Source organism: Mesorhizobium sp. B2-3-6 (genome assembly GCF_006442305.1).
Classification (GTDB): domain Bacteria; phylum Pseudomonadota; class Alphaproteobacteria; order Rhizobiales; family Rhizobiaceae; genus Mesorhizobium.
This window is the reverse complement of sequence record NZ_VFVW01000012.1, coordinates 70507-89527: the sequence shown is the minus strand read 5'-3', so window position 1 is coordinate 89527 and position 19021 is coordinate 70507. Positions and strand designations below refer to the sequence as shown.

Below are 19021 nucleotides of genomic sequence, written 5' to 3'. Positions count from 1 at the left end.
GGTCAAGCCCTCAATGCCCGCAGGCGTTGGCGCCACTGGTCGAGAACGACGGCGCCGACGATGATCACGCCCTTGACCATCTCCTGGTAGTAGGCGTCGAGGCGCAGGAAGGTGAAGCCGGAGATGATGACGCCGAAGATCAGCGCGCCGATCACCGTGCCGATGATCGAGCCGCGGCCGCCCGACAGCGATACGCCGCCGATGACCGCCATGGCGATGGCGTCGAGTTCGTACATCACGCCCATGCCGGCCTGGGCGGTGAGGTTCTTGGAAGACAGCACCACCGCGGCGAGCGCCGCGAGTATGCCGGCGATGACGTAGACCAGGATCTTGTGGTTGGCGATCTTGATGCCGGACATGCGTGCGGCGTCCTCGTTGGAGCCGATCGCGTAGCAATGCTTGCCGTATCGTGTGTAGGTCATGATCAGCTGGAACAGCACGGCCAGCGACAGGAAGATGATGACGGGCATCAGGCCCTTGCCGATGGCGGCGAAGCTCTCGGTCGGGAACGAGATGGGCTGCCCCTTGGACCACCATTTGGCGATGCCGCGCGCGGTCACCATCATGCCCAGCGTGGCGATGAAGGGCGGAATGCGCGTGTAGGCGATCAGGGCGCCGTTGACCAGGCCTGCCAGCAGCCCGCAGCCGATGGCGACCAGCAACGGCACGATCACCGGCAGGTCGGTCCAGCCCTGAGCCAGGAACATCGCCTTGGGATTGGGGTTGCCGTTGACCGTCGCCACCTGGGCGAAGCTCATGGCGATCATGGCGGTGGCGCCGACGATCGAGCCCGACGACAGGTCGATGCCGCCCGATATGATAACCTGCGTCACGCCGATGGCGATGATGCCGACGATCGATACTTGCAGGATGATGATCTGTAACCGCGCCTCGTTGAAGAGGCCGCCGACATTGCTGCGGGTGTTGAACAGGAAGCTGTCGCCGAGAAAGACGCGGCCGATCAATTCGAAGATGACGACAAGAATGACGAGCGCCAGGAAGACGTTGAATTCCGCCGGCCATATGCGCTTCTTCGCATCATAGCTGACCCCGCCGACGCCATGAGATGTCTGTGCCACTCGTCTATCCTCCGTCAGCCGCGGTCGCTCCTGGCGCCATGAAAGCGCCGAGAGGAGGAGCGGCGCCCGGTCCTTTGAGCGCCGCCCCGAGGTGAACCGTTCCGCCGCTCAGTTCTTCTTCAGGAACTTGTCGATGTTGGCCGGCGTCACCAGTTGGAAGGGCACGTAGACCTTGTGTTCGACCTTCTCGCCCTTGGACAGTTTCAGTGCCGCGTCGAGCGCGCCGGCGCCCTGGCCAGCCGCGTCCTGGAACACGGTGGCGTCGAGGTCGCCTGCCTGCATGGCGGCGAGCGCGTCCTGCGTGGCGTCGACACCGCCGACGACAACCGTCTTCATGTCGACATTGGCGGCCTTCATTGCCTGGATGGCGCCGATGGCGCTTTCGTCATTGTTGGCGATGACGCCGTCGAACGGCTTGCCGGTCGACAGCCAGTTGGTCACCAGGTTCTGGGCCTCATCGCGGTTCCAGTTCGACGTCTGCTTGTCGATGATCTTGATGAAGCTGCAATCCGGCGTTGCGATCACCTCCTCGATGTCCTTGGTGCGCTGCACGGCTGCCTGGTTGGAAAGCTCGCCCATGATCACATAGACATTGGCTTCCTTCTTGCCGGCTTCCTTGAACAGGCGGCAGACCTCCTTGGTTTCGAGCGTGCCGGAGTCGGCCTCGTTCGAAGCGACGAAGGCCTGGTTGTCAGGCAGCGTGTCGACATTGACCGGTTCGCGGTTGACATAGACCAGCGGGATCTTGGCGGCGGCCGCGGCATCCGACATCGCCTGCGTGGCCGAGGTGTCGACCGGATTGACGATGATGGCGTCGACGCCCGATGCGGCGAAGTTCTTGATCTGGTCGAGCTGTTTGGCGACGTCGTTCTGCGCGTCCTCGACCTGCAGCTCCACGCCGCTCATGCCCTTGGCCTGCTCGATCATGCCGTTGCGCAGCACGGTCAGGAAATTGTCGTCGAACTTGGCCATCGACACGCCGATCTTGGCGGCCATGGCGGACGAACTCATCAGCGCCGCGAAAGCGACGCCCAAAATCATTTTCTTCATTGTATCTCTCCTCCACTTTGGGTGTCCGGTCGCACCGATCTATCCGGAATCCCCGATCTCCCCGGGGAATCTCTCCCTGATATCATTTCGTTCCAACGCGGTTCACCCCTGGCTGGAACGCCGAACTGCCTGCTCGAACCAGATGTTGTCGGAACGAAAGAACCAAAATGCACAGTCAGTGAAATATTTATTCCATTTCGAATCGGGGCGTCAAGGGAAATTCCGAATTCGGGCGTGCGATTTTCGGCTGTCTCTGATGGATTCTATCATTTCAGGCGGCTGGTTTGCGGCAGACCGGGCTGCCCGAGGGTTTTATCGTTTCAATGAAACGCCCTACCTTCCGCCCTGACGCGACCTGGACGGAAAACCGCTGCGCGCATTCCTGAAATGGCTTCAGATGTTTTCCGGCAAATAGATGTCGAAGGGGAGGAATGTCTGGCCCGGCGCATTGGCCGCGCCGGTTTCGATGGCGTGCGCCATCCGATCGACGAGCTCGCGACAGAGCGCAGCAAGGGGCGTCGAGATCACCATCGTCAGGATGTTGTCGGCAAGCGCGGCGCGCGATTCGGCGTTGATCTCGTTGCAGACGACCACCGGCATGCTTGCGGGCTTCGCTGTCCGCAGCGCCGAGACGGCGCCTTCCATGCCGCCGCCGGCGACGTAGCAGCCGACAAGATCCGGATATCGCGCCAGAAGATCGATCATCGCATCATGGGTCACCTGGTTGGCCTCCAGATTGACCAGCGTCTCCAGCACGTTGAAGTCCGGCGCATGCTCGCGAAAGAAGGAGCGGAAGCCGATCTCACGCAGCTCATGGCCGTGGAAGCGATGGCTGCCGACAAAAAGGGCGACCTTGCCGGGCTTCCTCGCAGCCTTCGAGATCATCCAGGCGGCGGTGCGGCCGACCTTGCGGTTGTCGAGCCCGACATAGCCTTCGCGGATGCCGGCGGCGAAGTCGGACAGCAGGGAGAAGACCGGCTGCCCCCTGGCCTTTAGCGCCTCCACGACCGCCGTCAACGTCGGATGATCAGGGCCGACCACGGCGATCGCCCGCGATTTCGCCGCCAGCCTGCGCATCTGGGCGGCGATCTCATCCGGGGCCAGGGAACTGGCGAAATCGATGGTTGCGACGCCACGGAAGCGCTGCGATTGTGCGACCGCGAGTTCGAGTTCCCGCGCGAAATCGCCATAGAAAACGTCATTGCCCCGAAGCAGCAGGAAACCCAGCCGATACTCGGGCAATTCCTGGCGCATACGCTGCTTGATCAGGCCTGCGGCGTGATAGCCGATCTCGGTCGCGGCGTCATAGACGCGGCGCGCCGTTTCCTCGCGCACAGGCAGGCGGCTGTTGAGCACCCGGTCCACCGTGGCGACGCTGACGCCGGAGATGCGCGCCAGATCTGATATGGTCGGCCGTTTCGCCATGTCTGTCCTCATTTGACCGTGCATCTTTCCTACATCTTGATGATAGGAAATGATAGAAACTATCTTTATGATGTTGAGTCTATCATGAGCTAGCGTTATTTTCAGCCTCGAAGTCAGGAGATGTCGGGCATTCGCGTGGCGGATGCCCTTGCCGAGGGAGGCAACCGTGCATGCTGCGCCGTCCCGGCGTGACTACAGCCTGATCGGCCGCGACGCCAGGCTGGCCGTCGAGACCGGCCTGTCGGCGGCCGAATGGTATCACACCGACATTCCCCGCAAGCAGATGAAGGAGCTGATGCAGCGCTCCGACGCGCCCGCGCTCCGCGACACGGCGATCTGGATCGCCGCGCTCATCGTCAGCGGCGCCGGCGGTGCCTGGTTCTGGGGCACCTGGTGGTGCGTGCCGTTCTTCTTCGCCTATGGCGTGCTCTACGGCTCGTCCACGGATTCCCGCTGGCACGAATGCGGCCATGGTACGGCCTTCCGCACGCAGTGGATGAATGATTGGGTCTATCAGGTCGCCTGCTTCATGATCATGCGCAACCCGGTGACCTGGCGCTGGAGCCACACGCGCCATCACACCGACACCATCATCGTCGGCCGCGACCCGGAAATCTCGGTTATGCGGCCGCCGGACCTGGTGCGCGCCATCCTCGGCTTTGTCGGCGTGCTCGACGCCTGGCATGCGATGTCAGACATGCTGCGCAACGCCGCCGGCAACATCAGCGCGGCCGAAAAGACCTTTATTCCCGAGCAGGAACAGCCGAAAGCGATCCGCATCGCCCGCATCTGGACCGCGATCTATGCCGCAACCATCGCGCTGGCGCTCTATACCGGCTCGTTCCTGCCCTTGATGCTGGTCGGCCTGCCCAGGCTCTATGGCGCCTGGCACCACGTCATGGTCGGCCTGCTGCAGCATGGCGGTCTTGCCGACAACGTCACCGACCATCGGCTGAACAGCCGCACCGTCTACATGAACCCGATCAGCCGTTTCATCTACTGGAACATGAACTACCACGTCGAGCATCATATGTTCCCGATGGTGCCCTACCATGCGCTGCCGAAGCTGCATGAACTGATCAAGCATGATTTGCCGGCGCCGACGCCGTCGATCCTGGCCGGCTATCGCGAGATGCTGCCTGTCTTCTGGCGCCAGTTGCGCAACGAGGATTATTTCCTCAAGCGCGAGCTGCCGCCAACGGCCAGGCCGTATCGCGAGGATCTGCACAACGACAATGCTGCCTTCAACGCCGCGGCGGAGTGATATCCGCCCGTGAGGCGCGATCGGGAAATTTCGCGGGAGAAATGTATGAGCGACTGGGTCGAGGCCTGTGCTGTGGGAGACATCGACGAAGAAGATGTGATGCGGTTCGATCACGGCGGCCGCAGCTACGCCATCTATCGCAGCCCCGATGACGAGTATTTCGCCACCGACGGCCTGTGTACGCACGAAAAGGTGCATCTCGCCGACGGGCTTGTCATGGACGACATCATCGAATGTCCCAAGCACAATGGCCGCTTCAACTACAAGACAGGCCAGGCCAAGGGCGCGCCGGTCTGCGTCAATCTCAGGACCTATCCGGTCAAGGTCGACGCCGGCAGCGTCCTCGTCCAGATCGGATGACCGGTATGACGCGCGGAATGGTCATCATCGGCGCCGGGGAATGCGGCGGCCGGGCAGCGCTTGCATTGCGTGACCTCGGCTATGAGGGACCGGTGACGCTGGTCGGCGACGAGCCGCATCTGCCCTATGAACGGCCGCCTCTGTCCAAGGACGCCATGGCCGGCGGCGTGCCCGAGATCAAGGCGATCGCCAGCGACGAGATCCTCGCCGAAAAGTCCATCCGGCATATCCATTCCATTCAGGCTGCAGCGATCGATCGCGCCGCGCATACTGTGCGCCTGTCGGACGGTTCCGTCCTGCCCTACGACAAGCTGCTGCTGGCGACCGGCTCGACGCCGCGCAAACTGCCGATGCCCGGCCTTGGCGGGCGCTGCGTCTACCTCAGGACCTTCGCCGATGCGCTGGCTATCCGCGCCCATCTCAAGGCGGGTAACCGCATTGCCGTCATCGGCGGCGGCTTCATCGGCCTCGAGCTCGCCGCGGCGGCCCGCAAACTCGGTGCTGCGGTCGCCGTCATCGAGGCGCAGCTGCGCATCCTGATGCGCGGCGTACCGGCCGAGATCGCCAAGGTCGTCCATGACACCCACGTCGCCGAAGGCGTCGACATAGCGTGCGGCGAAGGCATTGCCTTGATCGCCGACGACGGCAGGCAGGTGCGCATCGCGCTTGCCGGCGGCCGCGAAATCCTCGCCGATCTCGCCATCATCGGCATCGGCGCCGTGCCGGTGACGGCTCTTGCCGCCGAAGCGGGACTGGCCATCGACAACGGCATATCAGTCGACGCCGAACTGCGCAGCAGCGACCCCGACATCTTCGCTGCCGGCGACTGCTGTTCGTTCCCGCTTGCCGTCTATGGCGGCCGTCGCGTGCGGCTGGAGGCCTGGCGCAACGCCCAGGAACAAGGCGCGCTGGCGGCAAAAAACATGCTCGGCGCCGGCGAAGCACATGCGGCGGTGCCGTGGTTCTGGTCGGATCAATATGGCCTGTCCCTGCAGATCGCGGGGCTTTCCGACGAAGGCCGCAGCACGGTGCGCCGCGATCTCGGCGAGGACGCCTTCATCCTCTTTCACCTTGCCGAGGACGGCAGGCTGGTGGCCGCCAGCGGCATCGGGCCGGGCAATGCGGTCGCCCGCGATATCAGGCTGGCGGAGATGCTGATCGGCAAACGGGCGAGGCCGGCGCCGGAAGCGCTCGGTTCGCAGGCGGTGAAATTGAAGTCGCTGCTGGCGGCGTAGGATGCAACGCCAATTGTCAGGGTCTGCGGCGCAGGCGTTGGCAAATTAACGTCAGCGCGCCTGAGCTCCCTAAAACAGCGCCTTCAGCTCCGGTAGTTTGTCATTGACCAGCCAGCCGTAATAATTCTCCTCCGGCAGCTTCACCGGCTCGCCGGCGGCGCTGCGCTTGTCGTTCTCCGCCTTCAGCGCATAGGCGCGCTGCTCGGGATTGCCGACATTGTAGAGCGTGGCGGTCAGGCCCGGATTGCTCGAAATGTCGAAGCCGGCGATGCTCTTGTAGGCGTCGATCGATTTCCGGATCGTCGCGGCGACGTAGGGCAGCGTCAGGTCGGGATCCATGATGGTCTTGTAGACCGCATTGGGATCGCCGACGTCGAGCTTGGGCAGGCCGGAAACCTTGTGCACGAGATCGCTCATCTGGAGCGCGGTCAGCGGATTGAGCTGGCCGAGACCAAAGGTCTGGCCGGCATAGTAGGGCTGGAAGAAAGTGGCGCCGAAACGGTCGTTGGGGAAATCCTCGCCGCCCACCGTCTTTCCGCGAAACGAACGGTTCCACACCTGCTCGCGGCATTCCCATAAATCGTAACTGTCGGACATTCCGGCGCATTTCCTGAATTCCGGCCGCTGCACGAAATCCGTGATGTCCTCGCCGTCATAGGCGAAGGACAGCTTGCTGGAGAGATAGGAGATCGCCTTGACGTAGTAGGTCTGCAGCCGGTCGTAGGCGTCGACATTGTAGGTGTGCTCGCCGACGATGGCGCCGACAATGTGCATTGGATCGATGCCGTAGACGCTTGCCGCCTTCTTGATCTTGCCGCGCAGGTCGGCGTCGTTCTGCAGCAGCGCATAGACCTTGCGGTATTTTGCCTGGAACGTGGTGTTGGTGGCCTGCGTGCGCCGGCTCGAGGCTCCCGGAATGCTGGGCTGCTCGGCATTGCGGTTTCCCGGCGGCACCAGGGTTGCCGCGTCGGCGCCGAACAGCGTTGCCGCCAGCGTCAAGCCGAGAATGACTGGGATGAGTTTTTTCATGCGCCCCGCCGCCTAGAGAATTGCCGCGCAAACTAGGTAAAGCTCCTGGTCGAGTCGAGAGCGGCCCTGCGCTCGGCAGAACGAAAGGTGGCCGAATGATACCATCCGGCCACACATGATCCATTCGCCCGACAGGCGCCGGAACGATCCGGCGCGCGCCTGCTCAAAGAATGAAGCGCGACAGATCGGTGTTCCTCGACAAGTCGCCGACATGTTTCTCCACATAGGCGGCGTCGATGGTCACCGCAGTGCCGTTGCGGTCCGGCGCGTCGTAGGAGATCTCGTCCAGCACGCGCTCCATCACCGTCTGCAAACGCCTCGCGCCGATGTTCTCGACGCTGGCGTTGAGGTCGACGGCGATGCCGGCCAGGGAATCGATGGCGTCGTCGGTGAAGTTCAGGTCGACGCCTTCGGTCTTCATCAGCGCGATATACTGCTTGATGAGGCTCGCTTCCGTCTCGGTCAGGATGCGGACGAAGTCCTCTTTCTCCAGCGCGCGCAATTCGACGCGGATCGGCAGGCGGCCCTGCAGCTCCGGCAAGAGGTCGGACGGCTTCGAGACGTGGAACGCACCCGATGCGATGAACAGGATGTGATCCGTCTTCAACGGCCCATATTTGGTCGCCACCGTGGTGCCTTCGACCAGCGGCAGCAAGTCGCGCTGCACGCCTTCGCGCGAAGGGCCGCCGGAGATGTCCGACCGGGCCGCAATCTTGTCGATCTCGTCGAGGAAGACGATGCCGTCATTTTCCGCGGCGTCCAGCGCCCGGCGAACCACCTCGTCCTGGTCGAGCAGCTTGTCGGACTCGTCGTTGACCAGCAGGTCGTAGGATTCCTTCACCGTCGTCTTGCGCAATTTGGTCTTCTTGCCGCCCATTGCCTTGGACAGCATGTCGTTGATATTGAGCACGCCGATATTGGCGCCCGGCATGCCGGGAATCTCGAAGCCGGGCATGCCGCCATTGCCGGTGTCGGCCACTTCGATCTCGATCTCCTTGTCGTCGAGTTCGCCCTCGCGCAGCTTCTTGCGGAAAGAATCGCGCGTCGCAGGGCTGGCAGTCTTGCCGACCAGCGCCTCCAGCACGCGTTCCTCGGCGTTGACATGGGCGCGCGCCTTGACGTCCTCACGCATCTTCTCGCGCACCAGGCCGATGGCGACCTCGACGAGGTCGCGCACGATCTGCTCGACATCGCGGCCGACATAGCCGACCTCGGTGAATTTGGTTGCCTCGACCTTGACGAAGGGCGCACCGGCCAGCCGCGCCAGGCGGCGCGAGATTTCGGTCTTGCCGACGCCGGTCGGCCCGATCATGAGAATGTTCTTCGGCATCACCTCTTCGCGCATCTGGCCTTCCAGCTGCTGGCGGCGCCAGCGGTTGCGCAAGGCGATGGCCACGGCACGCTTGGCGTCCTTCTGGCCGATGATGAAGCGGTCGAGTTCCGAAACGATTTCGCGGGGAGAAAATGTGCTCATATCACTAAATTCCACTTTGCCACTGCTTGATGGCCTCGAACGGATGCAGCAGCATGATCACGTTGAGTGTCAGATTGTCCCGGATAAGGTAGCCCGTACCCAGTTCGAAAAGGATGGCGAGGCTGACGATCACCCATATAGGTAGCCTTCGCGCCATCACAAATCCCAGCACCATGGCCAGCGTGTCCGACACCGAATTGATGATGCTGTCGCCGTAATAGTCGAGCGAGATGGTGCCGGCGCGGTAGCGCTCTATGATGAACGGGCTGTTCTCGATCAGCTCCCAGCCGCCTTCTATGAAGACGGCGAAAGCCAGCCGCAAGCCGACCGGCGAACGCGGAAACAGGAACCTGGCCAGCGCATAGAACAGGAAGCCGTGGATGATATGCGAGAACGTGTACCAGTCCGATATATGCTGGGAATTTTCGGAACTGTTCACCACGCCGTGCCAGAGCTTGACATAGCCACAGGTGCAGATCGGCGGATGCCCCATGCCATAGAGGGCTCCAGCCTGGAAGATGATCAGGGCGAGCACGAGCAGAAGCCCCATCCGCCAGCTGTCTTCATAGGCCGAGAGCGTTCTGTCCTCGCCAACTGCGTTCATCCGTCAGTTCCCCGCTTCCGTGTCGCCCGCTTGCCTCTCGTGCGCATCGATTGCCATCAGCAAGACGTCGCCATATCTGGATTGCCGGCGATCAATTGCGCGGAATCCCGCCTTTTCATAGGCGCGGATGGCGCGGCCATTGGATGGGTCGGGATCGATGATGACGCGCGGCACGCCTTCCTCGAATAACTGCTCGACGAACTGGCGCACCATCGCCGAGCCATGGCCGATGCCGACCAGTTCCGGCCGGCCGATCGACAGGTCGATGCCGAGCGTCCCGAACGGCTGGTCGGCATAAGGGTGGTCTTCTTCCAGGTGTGGATCGTAGCTTTGCAGGTAAGCGATCGGCGTGCCGTCGAGTTCCACGATCAGCGGCTCGACGGAAATCGAATCGATATGATCGCGAATCTCGGCGATTTCCGTCTCTGGATCGTCCCACCACTGAGCGACATGCGGTTCGGCGAGCCAGCCGGCGATCATCGGCAGGTCCTTCTGGGTCACCGGCCGAAAATCGTAGCTATGTTCGTGTCTTTCCATGATCTTCTCCGAAGCCGGCCTCCATTTTTCGCTTGCGCGGTCTTTCGGATCGGGATCATGGACGCCGGCCTGTTTCAGGCGGCATCGAGTGTTTCGACGACGAAATTGTTGTTGGTGTAGACGCAGATGTCGGAGGCGATCTGCATCGCCTTGCGCGCGATCTCCTCGGCATCCTTGTCGCTGTCCATCAAGGCGCGGGCCGCAGCCAGCGCATAGTTGCCGCCTGAACCGATGGCCATGACGCCATGCTCGGGTTCGAGCACGTCGCCGGTGCCGGTCAGCGCCAGCGAGACCGACTTGTCGGCCACCAGCATCATCGCTTCCAGCCGGCGCAGATAGCGGTCGGTGCGCCAGTCCTTGGCGAGTTCGACGCAGGCGCGCGTCAACTGGTCGGGATATTGTTCGAGCTTGGCTTCGAGCCGCTCCAGAAGCGTGAAGGCGTCCGCCGTGGCACCGGCGAAACCGGCGATCACGTTTCCGCCCTTGCCGATGCGGCGCACCTTTCTCGCGTTGCCCTTCATGATGGTCTGGCCAAGGCTGACCTGGCCGTCGCCGGCGATCACCACCTTGTTGCCCTTGCGCACCGTCACGATAGTCGTGGCGTGCATGGTCAGTTCATTGGACATTTGCTGCTCCGATTCGCGCCATCCCTCAAAAGGCGATCGGCGCGGTACGAGTGACTTTGATCGGCCCATATGTATGCATGGGGGCGGTGATTGCAAACGCTCGATACCGACCCGGATGGCAACTGGCAATCGCCGGATCATGCTGCTAGAAGGCTTTCGTTTTCAAGCAGGCGAACGCCTGAAGCGCTTAAACTCACGGACAAGGACAAGGCCATGTCGCCCCGTTCCGCCGAAATCAGCCGCAAGACCAGGGAAACCGACATTGCCGTGTCGGTCCATGTCGACGGCTCCGGCAAATCGGACATCGTGACCGGCGTCGGCTTCTTCGATCATATGCTCGACCAGCTTGCGCGCCATTCGCTGATCGACATGACCGTTCGGGCCACGGGCGACCTGCACATAGACGACCACCACACGGTCGAGGACACCGGCATCGCGCTCGGCCAGGCGCTGGCCAAGGCGCTGGGCGAGCGGCGCGGCATCATGCGCTATGCCTCGATCGATCTTGCCATGGACGAGACGCTGACGCGCGCGGCAATCGATGTCTCCGGCCGTCCCTTCCTGGTGTGGAACGTTTCGTTTTCCTCGCCCAAGATCGGCACCTTCGACACCGAACTCGTGCGCGAGTTCTTCCAGGCGCTGGCACAGAACGCCGGCATCACGCTGCATGTCACCAATCACTATGGCGCCAACAACCACCACATCGCCGAAACCTGCTTCAAGGCGGTGGCGCGTGCGCTGCGGACAGCACTGGAGCGCGATCCGCGCCAGCCGGACGCGGTTCCCTCCACCAAGGGATCGTTGAAGGGATAGGTCATGGCCAGCTATGTCGTGATGGAACCGCCGGCCCCTGGCGAAAAGGCCGATGCGACGGCGCTTGTCCGCGACGGCTTCACCTGGCTCGGCCTGCTGGTGCCGCCGCTGTGGTTCGCCTGGCATCGGCTGTGGATCGAAGCGGCACTCACCTTCATTGTCATGGCGGTGCTTTCGATGCTTGGCGAAAGGCTCGGTCTCGGGTTGGCCGGTTCGCTGCTGTCCCTGCTTGTCTCGCTCTATGTCGGCTTGGAAGGGCAGGCGCTGCGCATCGCGGCGCTCCGCCGCCGCGGCTGGCGCGAATGCGGGGTGGTCGAAGCCGGTTGGCTCGACGATGCCGATGCGCGCTTTGCCCTGGAGGCCGAGCGGCATGCGGATGAAGCCGAGCCTGCGCCGCGCATGGTGCCGGACGCCGCCCTGGCGCGCCCGGCGCAGCCGGGCATGGCGCTGGGGCTGACCCACATTCCGGGAAGGCGCTGACATGCGCGTTGCGATCATCGATTACGGCTCGGGCAATTTGCGCTCGGCCACCAAAGCCTTCGAGCGCGCGGCGCGCGAGGCGGGCATCGCCGCCGGCATCGACCTGACCGCCGACGCCGAGCGGGTGCGCACGGCCGACCGCATCGTGCTGCCCGGCGTCGGCGCCTATGCCGATTGCGCCGCCGGCCTGCGTGCCGTCCCCGGCATGTGGGAAGCTGTCGAGGAAGTCGCCATCGCCAAGGGGCGTCCTTTCCTCGGCATCTGCGTCGGCATGCAGCTGATGTCGCAGCGCGGCCTCGAAAAGACGATCACCGATGGCTTTGGCTGGATATCAGGTGACGTGAAGGAGATCACGCCGGCCGATCCGGCACTGAAGATCCCGCAGATCGGCTGGAACACGATCGAGCTGATGCGCAAGCATCCGCTGTTCTCCGGCGTTCCAACCGGGCCAACCGGCCTGCACGCCTATTTCGTCCATTCCTATCATCTCGATGCGCGCAAGCCCGACGAGGTGCTGGCGATCGCCGACTATGGCGGCCCGGTAACGGCGACCGTCGCCCGCGACAATCTCGTCGGCACGCAGTTCCACCCAGAGAAGAGCCAGGCGCTGGGCCTCGCCCTGATCACCAATTTCCTGCGCTGGAGGCCTTGAGGAGCCATGAGCAAGAAGGGCTATTGGATGGCGATGATCGATGTTCGCGATCCCGATCTGTACAAGCGGTATATCGAGGCGAATGCCGTTGCCTTCGCCAAGTACGGCGCGAAATTCGTCGTGCGGGCGGGACGCCACGAGAGCCCGGAAGGGCCAACCGGCAACCGCCACGTCCTGGTCGAATTCGAATCCTACGCCAAGGCCGTCGAATGCTATCATTCGCCGGAATATCAGCAGGCCTCTAAATTCCGGCTTGCCGCCTCGACCGGCCATTTTGTCATTGTCGAAGGCGCCTGAGAAAATGATCCTGTTTCCGGCAATCGACCTCAAGGACGGCCAGTGCGTGCGCCTCAGGCACGGCGACATGGCGACCGCGACCATCTACAACGACGACCCGGCCGCCCAGGCAAAGGCATTTGAAGAGCAGGGCTTCGAATGGCTGCATGTCGTCGACCTCAATGGCGCCTTCCAGGGTCAGAGCGTCAACAGCGCCGCGGTCGGCGCCATCCTCAAGGCGACCAAGAACCCGGTGCAGCTCGGCGGCGGCATCCGCACGCTCGAGCAGATCGAGGATTGGCTCGACCGCGGGCTTGCCCGTGTCATTCTCGGCACCGTGGCCGTGCGCGATCCGGACCTGGTCAGGCAGGCCTGCAAGGCCTTTCCGGGCAAGGTCGCCGTCGGCATCGACGCCAAGGGCGGCAAGGTGGCGGTCGAGGGCTGGGCCGAAGCGTCGAGCCTCGGCGTCGTTGAGCTAGCCAGGAAATTCGAAGGCGCCGGCGTCGCCGCCATCATCTACACCGACATCGACCGCGATGGCGTGCTGACCGGCATCAACTGGGATTCCACGATCAGCCTCGCCGACGCCGTGTCGATCCCCGTCATCGCCTCTGGCGGCCTCGCCTCGGTCGCCGACATCGTGCGCATGACCATGCCCGACGCGCAAAAGCTCGAAGGCGCGATCTCCGGCCGCGCGCTTTACGACGGCCGCATCGATCCGGCCGAAGCATTGGCGATCCTGAAAGGCGCGCCCCCGGTGGAGATGCGATCTTGAAAGTCTCGATCATCCTGGCCTCCTATGACAGCGGCCATTATCATGGCGGCATGGGCCAGGGGCCGGACGCGCTGATTGCGGGCGGATTGGTCGAAGCCCTGACCATGGCCGGCCACGATGTCGCGGTCGAGGACATCGGCAAGGTCGGCGATGCCCAGGAGCGTGAGATCGCCACCGGTTTCGCCGTCTGCAACGCCGTTTCAGGCGAGGTCCGCATCGCCCGCGACAGGGGACGTTTTCCCATCGTGCTGGCCGGAAACTGCCTGACATCAGCCGGCGCCGTCGCCGGCGAGGGCGCGGACGCGATTATCTGGGCCGACCAGCATGGCGACCTCAACACGCCCGAGACATCCACATATGGCTTTCTCGACGGCATGGCGCTGGCCACCGTGCTTGGCCTGTGCTGGCGCCCGATGGCGGCGGCAATTCCCGGCTTCCAGCCGATCGATCCGTCGCGCTGCGTGCTCGTCAACGCTCGCGATCTCGACCCGGACGAGAAACAGCTTCTGGAGGCATTGCCGGTGATCCGCACGGAATGTCCGGGAGCGGCAGCGGCAACCGCAAAACTCAAGGTCGCCGGCGCTAAACGCGTGCACTTGCATCTCGATCTCGACGTGCACGACCCTGAGGCGCTGCAGGCCAACCGCTATGTAGCGCCGGGCGGGCCGAACCCGGAACAATTGCGCGACGCGACCTGCGCTATGGCGCTTGCGGTGCCGATCGTCGGCATCACCGTTTCCGCCTACGATCCGGCTTTCGATGCGCAGGCCGATGTGCCGCCGCTGGTCGGGCAGCTGCTCAACGATCTCATAGCCACGATAGAAGGCCGCTGATGCTGAAAGCCCGCGTCATCCCCTGTCTCGACGTCAAGGGCGGCCGCGTCGTCAAGGGCGTCAACTTCGTCGATCTCGTCGATGCCGGCGACCCGGTCGAGGCCGCCAAGGCCTATGACGCGGCCGGCGCCGACGAGCTTTGCTTCCTCGACATCACCGCGTCATCGGACAATCGCGAGACCATCTTCGATGTCGTCGCCCGCACGGCCGAGCAATGCTTCATGCCGCTCACCGTCGGCGGCGGGGTGCGCCAGGTTGCCGATATCCGGAAATTGCTCCTGGCCGGCGCCGACAAGGTGTCGATCAACACGGCGGCGGTGAAGAACCCGGATTTCGTCGCCGAGGCCGCCGACAAGTTCGGCAACCAGTGTATCGTCGTCGCCATCGACGCCAAGAAAGTGTCAGGCGCCGGCGAGGCCGACCGCTGGGAGATCTTCACCCACGGCGGACGGGAAAAAACCGGCATGGATGCGGTCGAATTCGCCCACAAAATGGTCGATCGCGGTGCCGGCGAGATCCTGTTGACCTCAATGGATCGCGACGGCACCAAGGCCGGTTACGACATCGCGCTGACCCGCGCGGTATCGGACGCGGTGCGCGCCCCGGTGATCGCTTCGGGCGGTGTCGGCACGCTCGACCATATGGTCGAAGGCATTCGCGACGGTCATGCAGGTGCCGTGCTGGCGGCCTCCATCTTCCATTTCGGTACCTATACGATCGCCGAGGCCAAGGCCCATATGGCGCAAGCCGGCCTGCCGATGCGGCTGGACTCCTCGGGCGATCGGCCCTAGAGGCTTGCGGCTAAGAAACAGGGCCAAGGCGCCATGACTGAGTTTTCACTCTCCGACCTGGAGACAATCATCAGCGAACGCGCCCATTCCGGCGATCCGGACTCGTGGACCGCCAAGCTTTACGCGCGCGGCATCGAGAAGGCGGCGCAGAAGCTCGGCGAAGAGGCGGTCGAGACGGTGATTGCCGCCATCAAGGGCGACAAACAGGCGCTCGTTTCGGAAAGTGCCGATCTTATATATCATTGGCTCGTCGTTCTCGGCATTTCGGGTGTGCCGTTGGACGACGTGCTTAGGGAGCTCGAAAGCCGCACCGGGCGTTCGGGTATCGCCGAGAAGGCGTCACGGTCCAAGCGCTGACCGCGAGGAGGGCAGGAATCTCGATGGATCAGCTCGCACCGACCGAGAAATATTCCCCTTTTCGTTTCTTCTCGGCCGAGCAATGGTCGCAATTCCGCGCCGACACGCCGCTGACGCTGAGCGAGGATGAATTCCGCCGCCTGCGGTCGCTGAACGATCCAATCGATCTCGAAGAGGTCAAGCGCATCTATCTGTCGCTGTCGCGGCTTCTGTCGGCGCATGTCGAGGCCAGCCAACTGCTGTTCCGGCAGCGCCAGGCTTTCTTCAACGCCTCGGACGTGGTCAAGACGCCCTTCATCATCGGCATCGCCGGTTCGGTCGCGGTCGGCAAATCGACCACGGCGCGCGTGCTGAAGGAGCTGCTCGCGCGCTGGCCGTCCAGCCCCAAGGTCGATCTCATCACCACCGACGGTTTCCTGTTGCCCAACGAGGTGCTGCGCCGCGAAAACCTGATGGAGCGCAAGGGCTTTCCCGACAGCTACGACGTCGGCGCGCTGCTGCGCTTCCTCTCGGGCATCAAGTCGGCGCTGCCGGATATCCGCGCGCCGGTCTATTCGCACCTCACCTATGACGTCATCCCCGGCGAGTTCGTCACCATCGACCGGCCCGACATCCTGATCTTCGAGGGCATCAATGTGCTGCAGCCGGGCAAGCTGCCGCAGGACGGCAAGATCGTGCCTTTCCTGTCCGACTTCTTCGACTTCGCCATCTACATCGATGCCGACGAGAAGCTGATCCACGAATGGTACATTTCCCGCTTCATGCGGCTGCGCGAGACCGCTTTCCGCAATCCGGAATCGTTCTTCCATCGCTATTCGCAACTGTCGGAGGATTCGGCACGGGCGATTGCCGAAGGCCTGTGGACCAACATCAACCTGAAGAACCTGCGCGAAAACATCCTGCCGACACGCGCCCGCGCCGACTTGATCCTACGCAAAGGCGCCGACCACCTCGTCGAGGAAGTGGCGCTGCGCAAGCTTTAGCTGGCGCGATTAACGGCACTTTAGGCTATCCGAGCTAGTTTCCGATGCAATCTTAATGGGATCGCAAGCAGCTATGCCTCTGTCCCAGTTTCGATCATGACCTTTAATCTTTTGCGGAGGCTCGTCCTTTTAGAGGCAATCATATGAGCTTGTCGGGCGCAAGAACGTTCGATGCGATGGTCGCATCCCAGTACCGTATCGGCAGTCTGCGGCAATTCTCGCTCGTTGGACTGGTCGTCGTGATCTCCTTTTTCATGCCTTGGACAGCGGGTGACAACACCGATGTGAGTTGGATAATCATTATCTGCGAGAAGATTTTTTCTGGTCAGAAACTCTATGTCGACATTTTAGAAACCAACCCGCCTTTTTCGGTCGCTCTGTATATCGGACCAGTGTGGTTGTCCCATAGGTTGGGAATTTCGCCGGAATTGGCGATCGAATATTTCATCTATCTTATCTTCGTCGTTTCGATTTTGTTGTCGGCCCTTGTGATCGAGAAAGGCAGGATCTTTGTCGATCTCAGAACCCAGTGGGTCTATCCCATGCTCGCGGTTCTGCTTCTGATCATGCCAGGGAATATTTTCGGACAACGCGAGCATATCGGTATGATGCTGTTCATGCCGATGCTGTTCCTGATGATGTGGCGTTCCAACGATAGTCCAGGCCAGCATATACCAGTTGCACTTGCATTCACCGTTGGGCTGGCGGCAAGCGTGTTGCTGCTCGTTAAGCCCCACTGGGCACTTGGCATCGCACTGCCTTATCTTGTCATCGCCTGGCGAAGGCGGTCGCTTCTGGCCTGCCTGACTGTTGAGAATATCGTCATAGGCGCGATCTGCACGGGGTATCTCGCCAGCGTGCGAATATGGTTCCCAGAATTTCTTGATACATTCTTGCCTTTGCTGATGCGCTACTATGTCAGTCTGCGGGCCAACATAAATATTCTGTTGGCGCTGCCGACCTTTGCGGTGTTCGTCGTTTTTATAGCCTTCCAGATGCGGAAATCTGCTTGGCGAAGTGATGTGGCAATTGCGGTAACAAGTGGCGCAGGCTTCTTTGTCTCAATGGCATATCTTGGCAAATATTGGCCCAATCACCAGTATCCGTATCAGCTTGCGTTGCTGGTCGCGATGCTGTTGGCTGTTGCATCGCGACGGCAAAAAGTGCTCGCGCTTTCAGGAGAAGAAGCGGCCTCGGAGCGCGCCAATGCGAGACTTCATTCTAGCGCCGCCTTTGCTGTGGTTGTCGCTCTCACGGTAACGCACCACCAGTTTTACCAGATGCCGGAAAAGAGCCTGGTCGATGCAATCAAGGCCCGATACTCCTCGCCGTCCATTGTTCAGGTCAGTTCGGATCTTTCCGTCGGGAATCCGCTGGCGAGGATGGTCAATGGCCGTTGGCTTTCAGCCTACGCTCATGATTGGGTTGGCGCCCATGCGCTTTGGGGTTTGATGAAAGGCAACTATCACGGCGAAGACGAACGAATAGCGCGGCACGACCTCGACAACTATACGCTTTATGTCAACTCCTTGATCCGCGACAACAAGCCGGACATCATCCTTGTCGATCGCTTGGACAAGAAGAAATCCGTGTTGTCGTTGGCGGCGAATTATCCTCCAATATGGACTACCTGGATGCGTCAGAACGCTGACTTCCAGGCCTTGATGAGCAATTACGAAGAGATCGCGCTAGGAGACTACATCGAGGTCTATGCGCGGCGCAGCAGTGCTCACTGACCCCTCGTCACCCGCCGCAGCGTCAGATTGATCCTGCCGCCATTTTTCAGCAGCGCCGAGGTCGAGGGGTAGATGCGGTCGACGCCGTGAAAGCAGAGGCGTCCTTCGCCGCCGAGCACGACGACGTCGCCGCTCTTCAGCCGGAACGACCGGGTCGCCCCCTCGCGCGTCGTCTGGCCGACCCTGAACAGGCAGTCGTCGCCCAGCGAGACCGAGACGACGGGTGCTGAGAAATCCTCCTCGTCGCGGTCCTGATGCACACCCATCTTCGCATCCGGCGCGTAGAAATTGACCAGGCATGCCTGCGGCGGATGCGGGTAGGCCGAGACCTCTCGCCACAACCGCATCAGCACATCCGGGATCGGCGGCCACGGCGTCCCTGTCACGGGGTGCGTCGGCTGGTAGCGATAGCCGCGTTCCTTGTCGGTGACCCAGCCGAGCGGGCCGCAATTGGTCATGCGCACGCTCATTTCCTTGCCGGTGCGCGGCATGGCCGGCACGAATAGCGGCGCCTGCTGGACGATGCCTCTCACATCCTCCACCAGCGCCTCCTGCACGTCGCGGGACAGATAGGCCGGCATGTGGCGGACGCCCTTGGGCAGAACGAGCATGAGGTCGGTCGCTAGCTCCGTTTCGTCGGTT

Annotated in this window: 22 protein-coding genes; 13 read left to right on the top strand and 9 right to left on the bottom strand. The window is 62.3% G+C overall.

Annotated elements, in window-relative coordinates; genetic code table 11:
* Positions 1 to 2: 2 nt before the first annotated feature.
* The 3 genes from FJ953_RS27890 to FJ953_RS27880 form a co-directional block, all read right to left on the bottom strand.
* The gene (locus FJ953_RS27890; RefSeq protein WP_140582967.1) at positions 3 to 1079 is read right to left on the bottom strand and encodes an ABC transporter permease; all 1077 of its coding nucleotides are present in this window, start codon (positions 1077 to 1079) and stop codon (positions 3 to 5) included.
* A gap of 108 nt (positions 1080 to 1187) precedes the next feature.
* Complete coding sequence (locus tag FJ953_RS27885) at positions 1188 to 2129, bottom strand: sugar ABC transporter substrate-binding protein (protein ID WP_140625514.1); 942 nt, start codon at positions 2127 to 2129, stop codon at positions 1188 to 1190.
* Positions 2130 to 2522: 393 nt separating this feature from the next.
* Positions 2523 to 3554: a LacI family DNA-binding transcriptional regulator gene (locus tag FJ953_RS27880; protein ID WP_140491231.1), complete on the bottom strand. Its 1032-nt coding sequence runs from the start codon at positions 3552 to 3554 to the stop codon at positions 2523 to 2525.
* 166 nt (positions 3555 to 3720) lie between these two features.
* Here FJ953_RS27880 and FJ953_RS27875 point away from each other — a divergent pair, with 166 nt between their 5' ends.
* From FJ953_RS27875 to FJ953_RS27865, 3 genes are read left to right on the top strand one after another with little or no spacing between them, the layout of a single operon-like run.
* Complete coding sequence (locus tag FJ953_RS27875) at positions 3721 to 4818, top strand: fatty acid desaturase family protein (protein ID WP_140491229.1); 1098 nt, start codon at positions 3721 to 3723, stop codon at positions 4816 to 4818.
* A gap of 45 nt (positions 4819 to 4863) precedes the next feature.
* Positions 4864 to 5178, top strand: a complete 315-nt coding sequence (locus FJ953_RS27870; RefSeq protein WP_140625513.1) for a MocE family 2Fe-2S type ferredoxin — start codon at positions 4864 to 4866, stop codon at positions 5176 to 5178.
* A complete protein-coding gene (locus tag FJ953_RS27865) occupies positions 5175 to 6413 on the top strand; it encodes an FAD-dependent oxidoreductase (RefSeq protein WP_181171664.1) in 1239 nt (412 codons plus the stop codon). Before FJ953_RS27870 ends, FJ953_RS27865 begins: the two co-directional genes overlap by 4 nt.
* 69 nt (positions 6414 to 6482) lie before the next feature.
* Here FJ953_RS27865 and FJ953_RS27860 read toward each other — a convergent pair whose 3' ends face one another.
* The 5 genes from FJ953_RS27860 to hslV form a co-directional block, all read right to left on the bottom strand.
* Entirely contained in the window at positions 6483 to 7442 is a 960-nt protein-coding gene (locus FJ953_RS27860; protein WP_140625511.1) for a DUF1402 family protein, read from the bottom strand.
* Between the two features lie 163 nt (positions 7443 to 7605).
* Positions 7606 to 8916 (bottom strand): ATP-dependent protease ATPase subunit HslU, encoded by a 1311-nt coding sequence (gene hslU / locus FJ953_RS27855; protein WP_140491221.1) that lies wholly within the window; start codon positions 8914 to 8916, stop codon positions 7606 to 7608.
* Between the two features lie 4 nt (positions 8917 to 8920).
* Positions 8921 to 9520, bottom strand: a complete 600-nt coding sequence (locus FJ953_RS27850; RefSeq protein WP_140625510.1) for a DUF2585 domain-containing protein — start codon at positions 9518 to 9520, stop codon at positions 8921 to 8923.
* Between the two features lie 3 nt (positions 9521 to 9523).
* Positions 9524 to 10057 (bottom strand): GNAT family N-acetyltransferase, encoded by a 534-nt coding sequence (locus FJ953_RS27845; protein WP_140524120.1) that lies wholly within the window; start codon positions 10055 to 10057, stop codon positions 9524 to 9526.
* 74 nt (positions 10058 to 10131) lie between these two features.
* Entirely contained in the window at positions 10132 to 10683 is a 552-nt protein-coding gene (hslV, locus tag FJ953_RS27840; RefSeq protein ID WP_140524119.1) for an ATP-dependent protease subunit HslV, read from the bottom strand.
* Positions 10684 to 10896: 213 nt separating this feature from the next.
* Between hslV and hisB the strand changes: the two genes are divergently transcribed.
* The 10 genes from hisB to FJ953_RS27790 all read left to right on the top strand — a co-directional run bounded on the left by hisB (position 10897) and on the right by FJ953_RS27790 (position 18379).
* Positions 10897 to 11496 carry an imidazoleglycerol-phosphate dehydratase HisB gene (gene hisB, locus FJ953_RS27835; protein ID WP_140625509.1) on the top strand — a complete coding sequence of 200 codons (600 nt, stop codon included), beginning with the start codon at positions 10897 to 10899 and terminating at the stop codon, positions 11494 to 11496.
* A 3-nt stretch (positions 11497 to 11499) separates the two neighbouring features.
* Positions 11500 to 11976: a DUF2628 domain-containing protein gene (locus tag FJ953_RS27830; RefSeq protein ID WP_140491211.1), complete on the top strand. Its 477-nt coding sequence runs from the start codon at positions 11500 to 11502 to the stop codon at positions 11974 to 11976.
* A gap of 1 nt (position 11977) precedes the next feature.
* Positions 11978 to 12628, top strand: a complete 651-nt coding sequence (gene hisH / locus FJ953_RS27825; protein WP_140491209.1) for an imidazole glycerol phosphate synthase subunit HisH — start codon at positions 11978 to 11980, stop codon at positions 12626 to 12628.
* A 6-nt stretch (positions 12629 to 12634) separates the two neighbouring features.
* Positions 12635 to 12925 carry a DUF1330 domain-containing protein gene (locus tag FJ953_RS27820; protein ID WP_140491206.1) on the top strand — a complete coding sequence of 97 codons (291 nt, stop codon included), beginning with the start codon at positions 12635 to 12637 and terminating at the stop codon, positions 12923 to 12925.
* A gap of 4 nt (positions 12926 to 12929) precedes the next feature.
* Positions 12930 to 13679: a 1-(5-phosphoribosyl)-5-[(5-phosphoribosylamino)methylideneamino]imidazole-4-carboxamide isomerase gene (gene hisA, locus FJ953_RS27815; protein ID WP_140625508.1), complete on the top strand. Its 750-nt coding sequence runs from the start codon at positions 12930 to 12932 to the stop codon at positions 13677 to 13679.
* Positions 13676 to 14512, top strand: a complete 837-nt coding sequence (locus tag FJ953_RS27810) for an arginase family protein (protein WP_140625507.1) — start codon at positions 13676 to 13678, stop codon at positions 14510 to 14512. Before hisA ends, FJ953_RS27810 begins: the two co-directional genes overlap by 4 nt.
* Positions 14509 to 15303 carry an imidazole glycerol phosphate synthase subunit HisF gene (gene hisF / locus FJ953_RS27805; protein ID WP_181173428.1) on the top strand — a complete coding sequence of 265 codons (795 nt, stop codon included), beginning with the start codon at positions 14509 to 14511 and terminating at the stop codon, positions 15301 to 15303. The genes FJ953_RS27810 and hisF overlap by 4 nt, the downstream gene beginning before the upstream one ends.
* Positions 15304 to 15336: 33 nt before the next feature.
* The gene (locus tag FJ953_RS27800) at positions 15337 to 15660 is read left to right on the top strand and encodes a phosphoribosyl-ATP diphosphatase (RefSeq protein WP_140524106.1); all 324 of its coding nucleotides are present in this window, start codon (positions 15337 to 15339) and stop codon (positions 15658 to 15660) included.
* Between the two features lie 23 nt (positions 15661 to 15683).
* Complete coding sequence (coaA, locus tag FJ953_RS27795; protein WP_140491197.1) at positions 15684 to 16643, top strand: type I pantothenate kinase; 960 nt, start codon at positions 15684 to 15686, stop codon at positions 16641 to 16643.
* 143 nt (positions 16644 to 16786) lie between these two features.
* A complete protein-coding gene (locus FJ953_RS27790; RefSeq protein ID WP_140524105.1) occupies positions 16787 to 18379 on the top strand; it encodes a hypothetical protein in 1593 nt (530 codons plus the stop codon).
* Here FJ953_RS27790 and FJ953_RS27785 read toward each other — a convergent pair.
* Positions 18373 to 18990: an alpha-ketoglutarate-dependent dioxygenase AlkB gene (locus tag FJ953_RS27785; protein ID WP_140625506.1), complete on the bottom strand. Its 618-nt coding sequence runs from the start codon at positions 18988 to 18990 to the stop codon at positions 18373 to 18375. The two genes, FJ953_RS27790 and FJ953_RS27785, sit on opposite strands and share 7 nt — an antisense overlap.
* Positions 18991 to 19021: the final 31 nt, after the last annotated feature.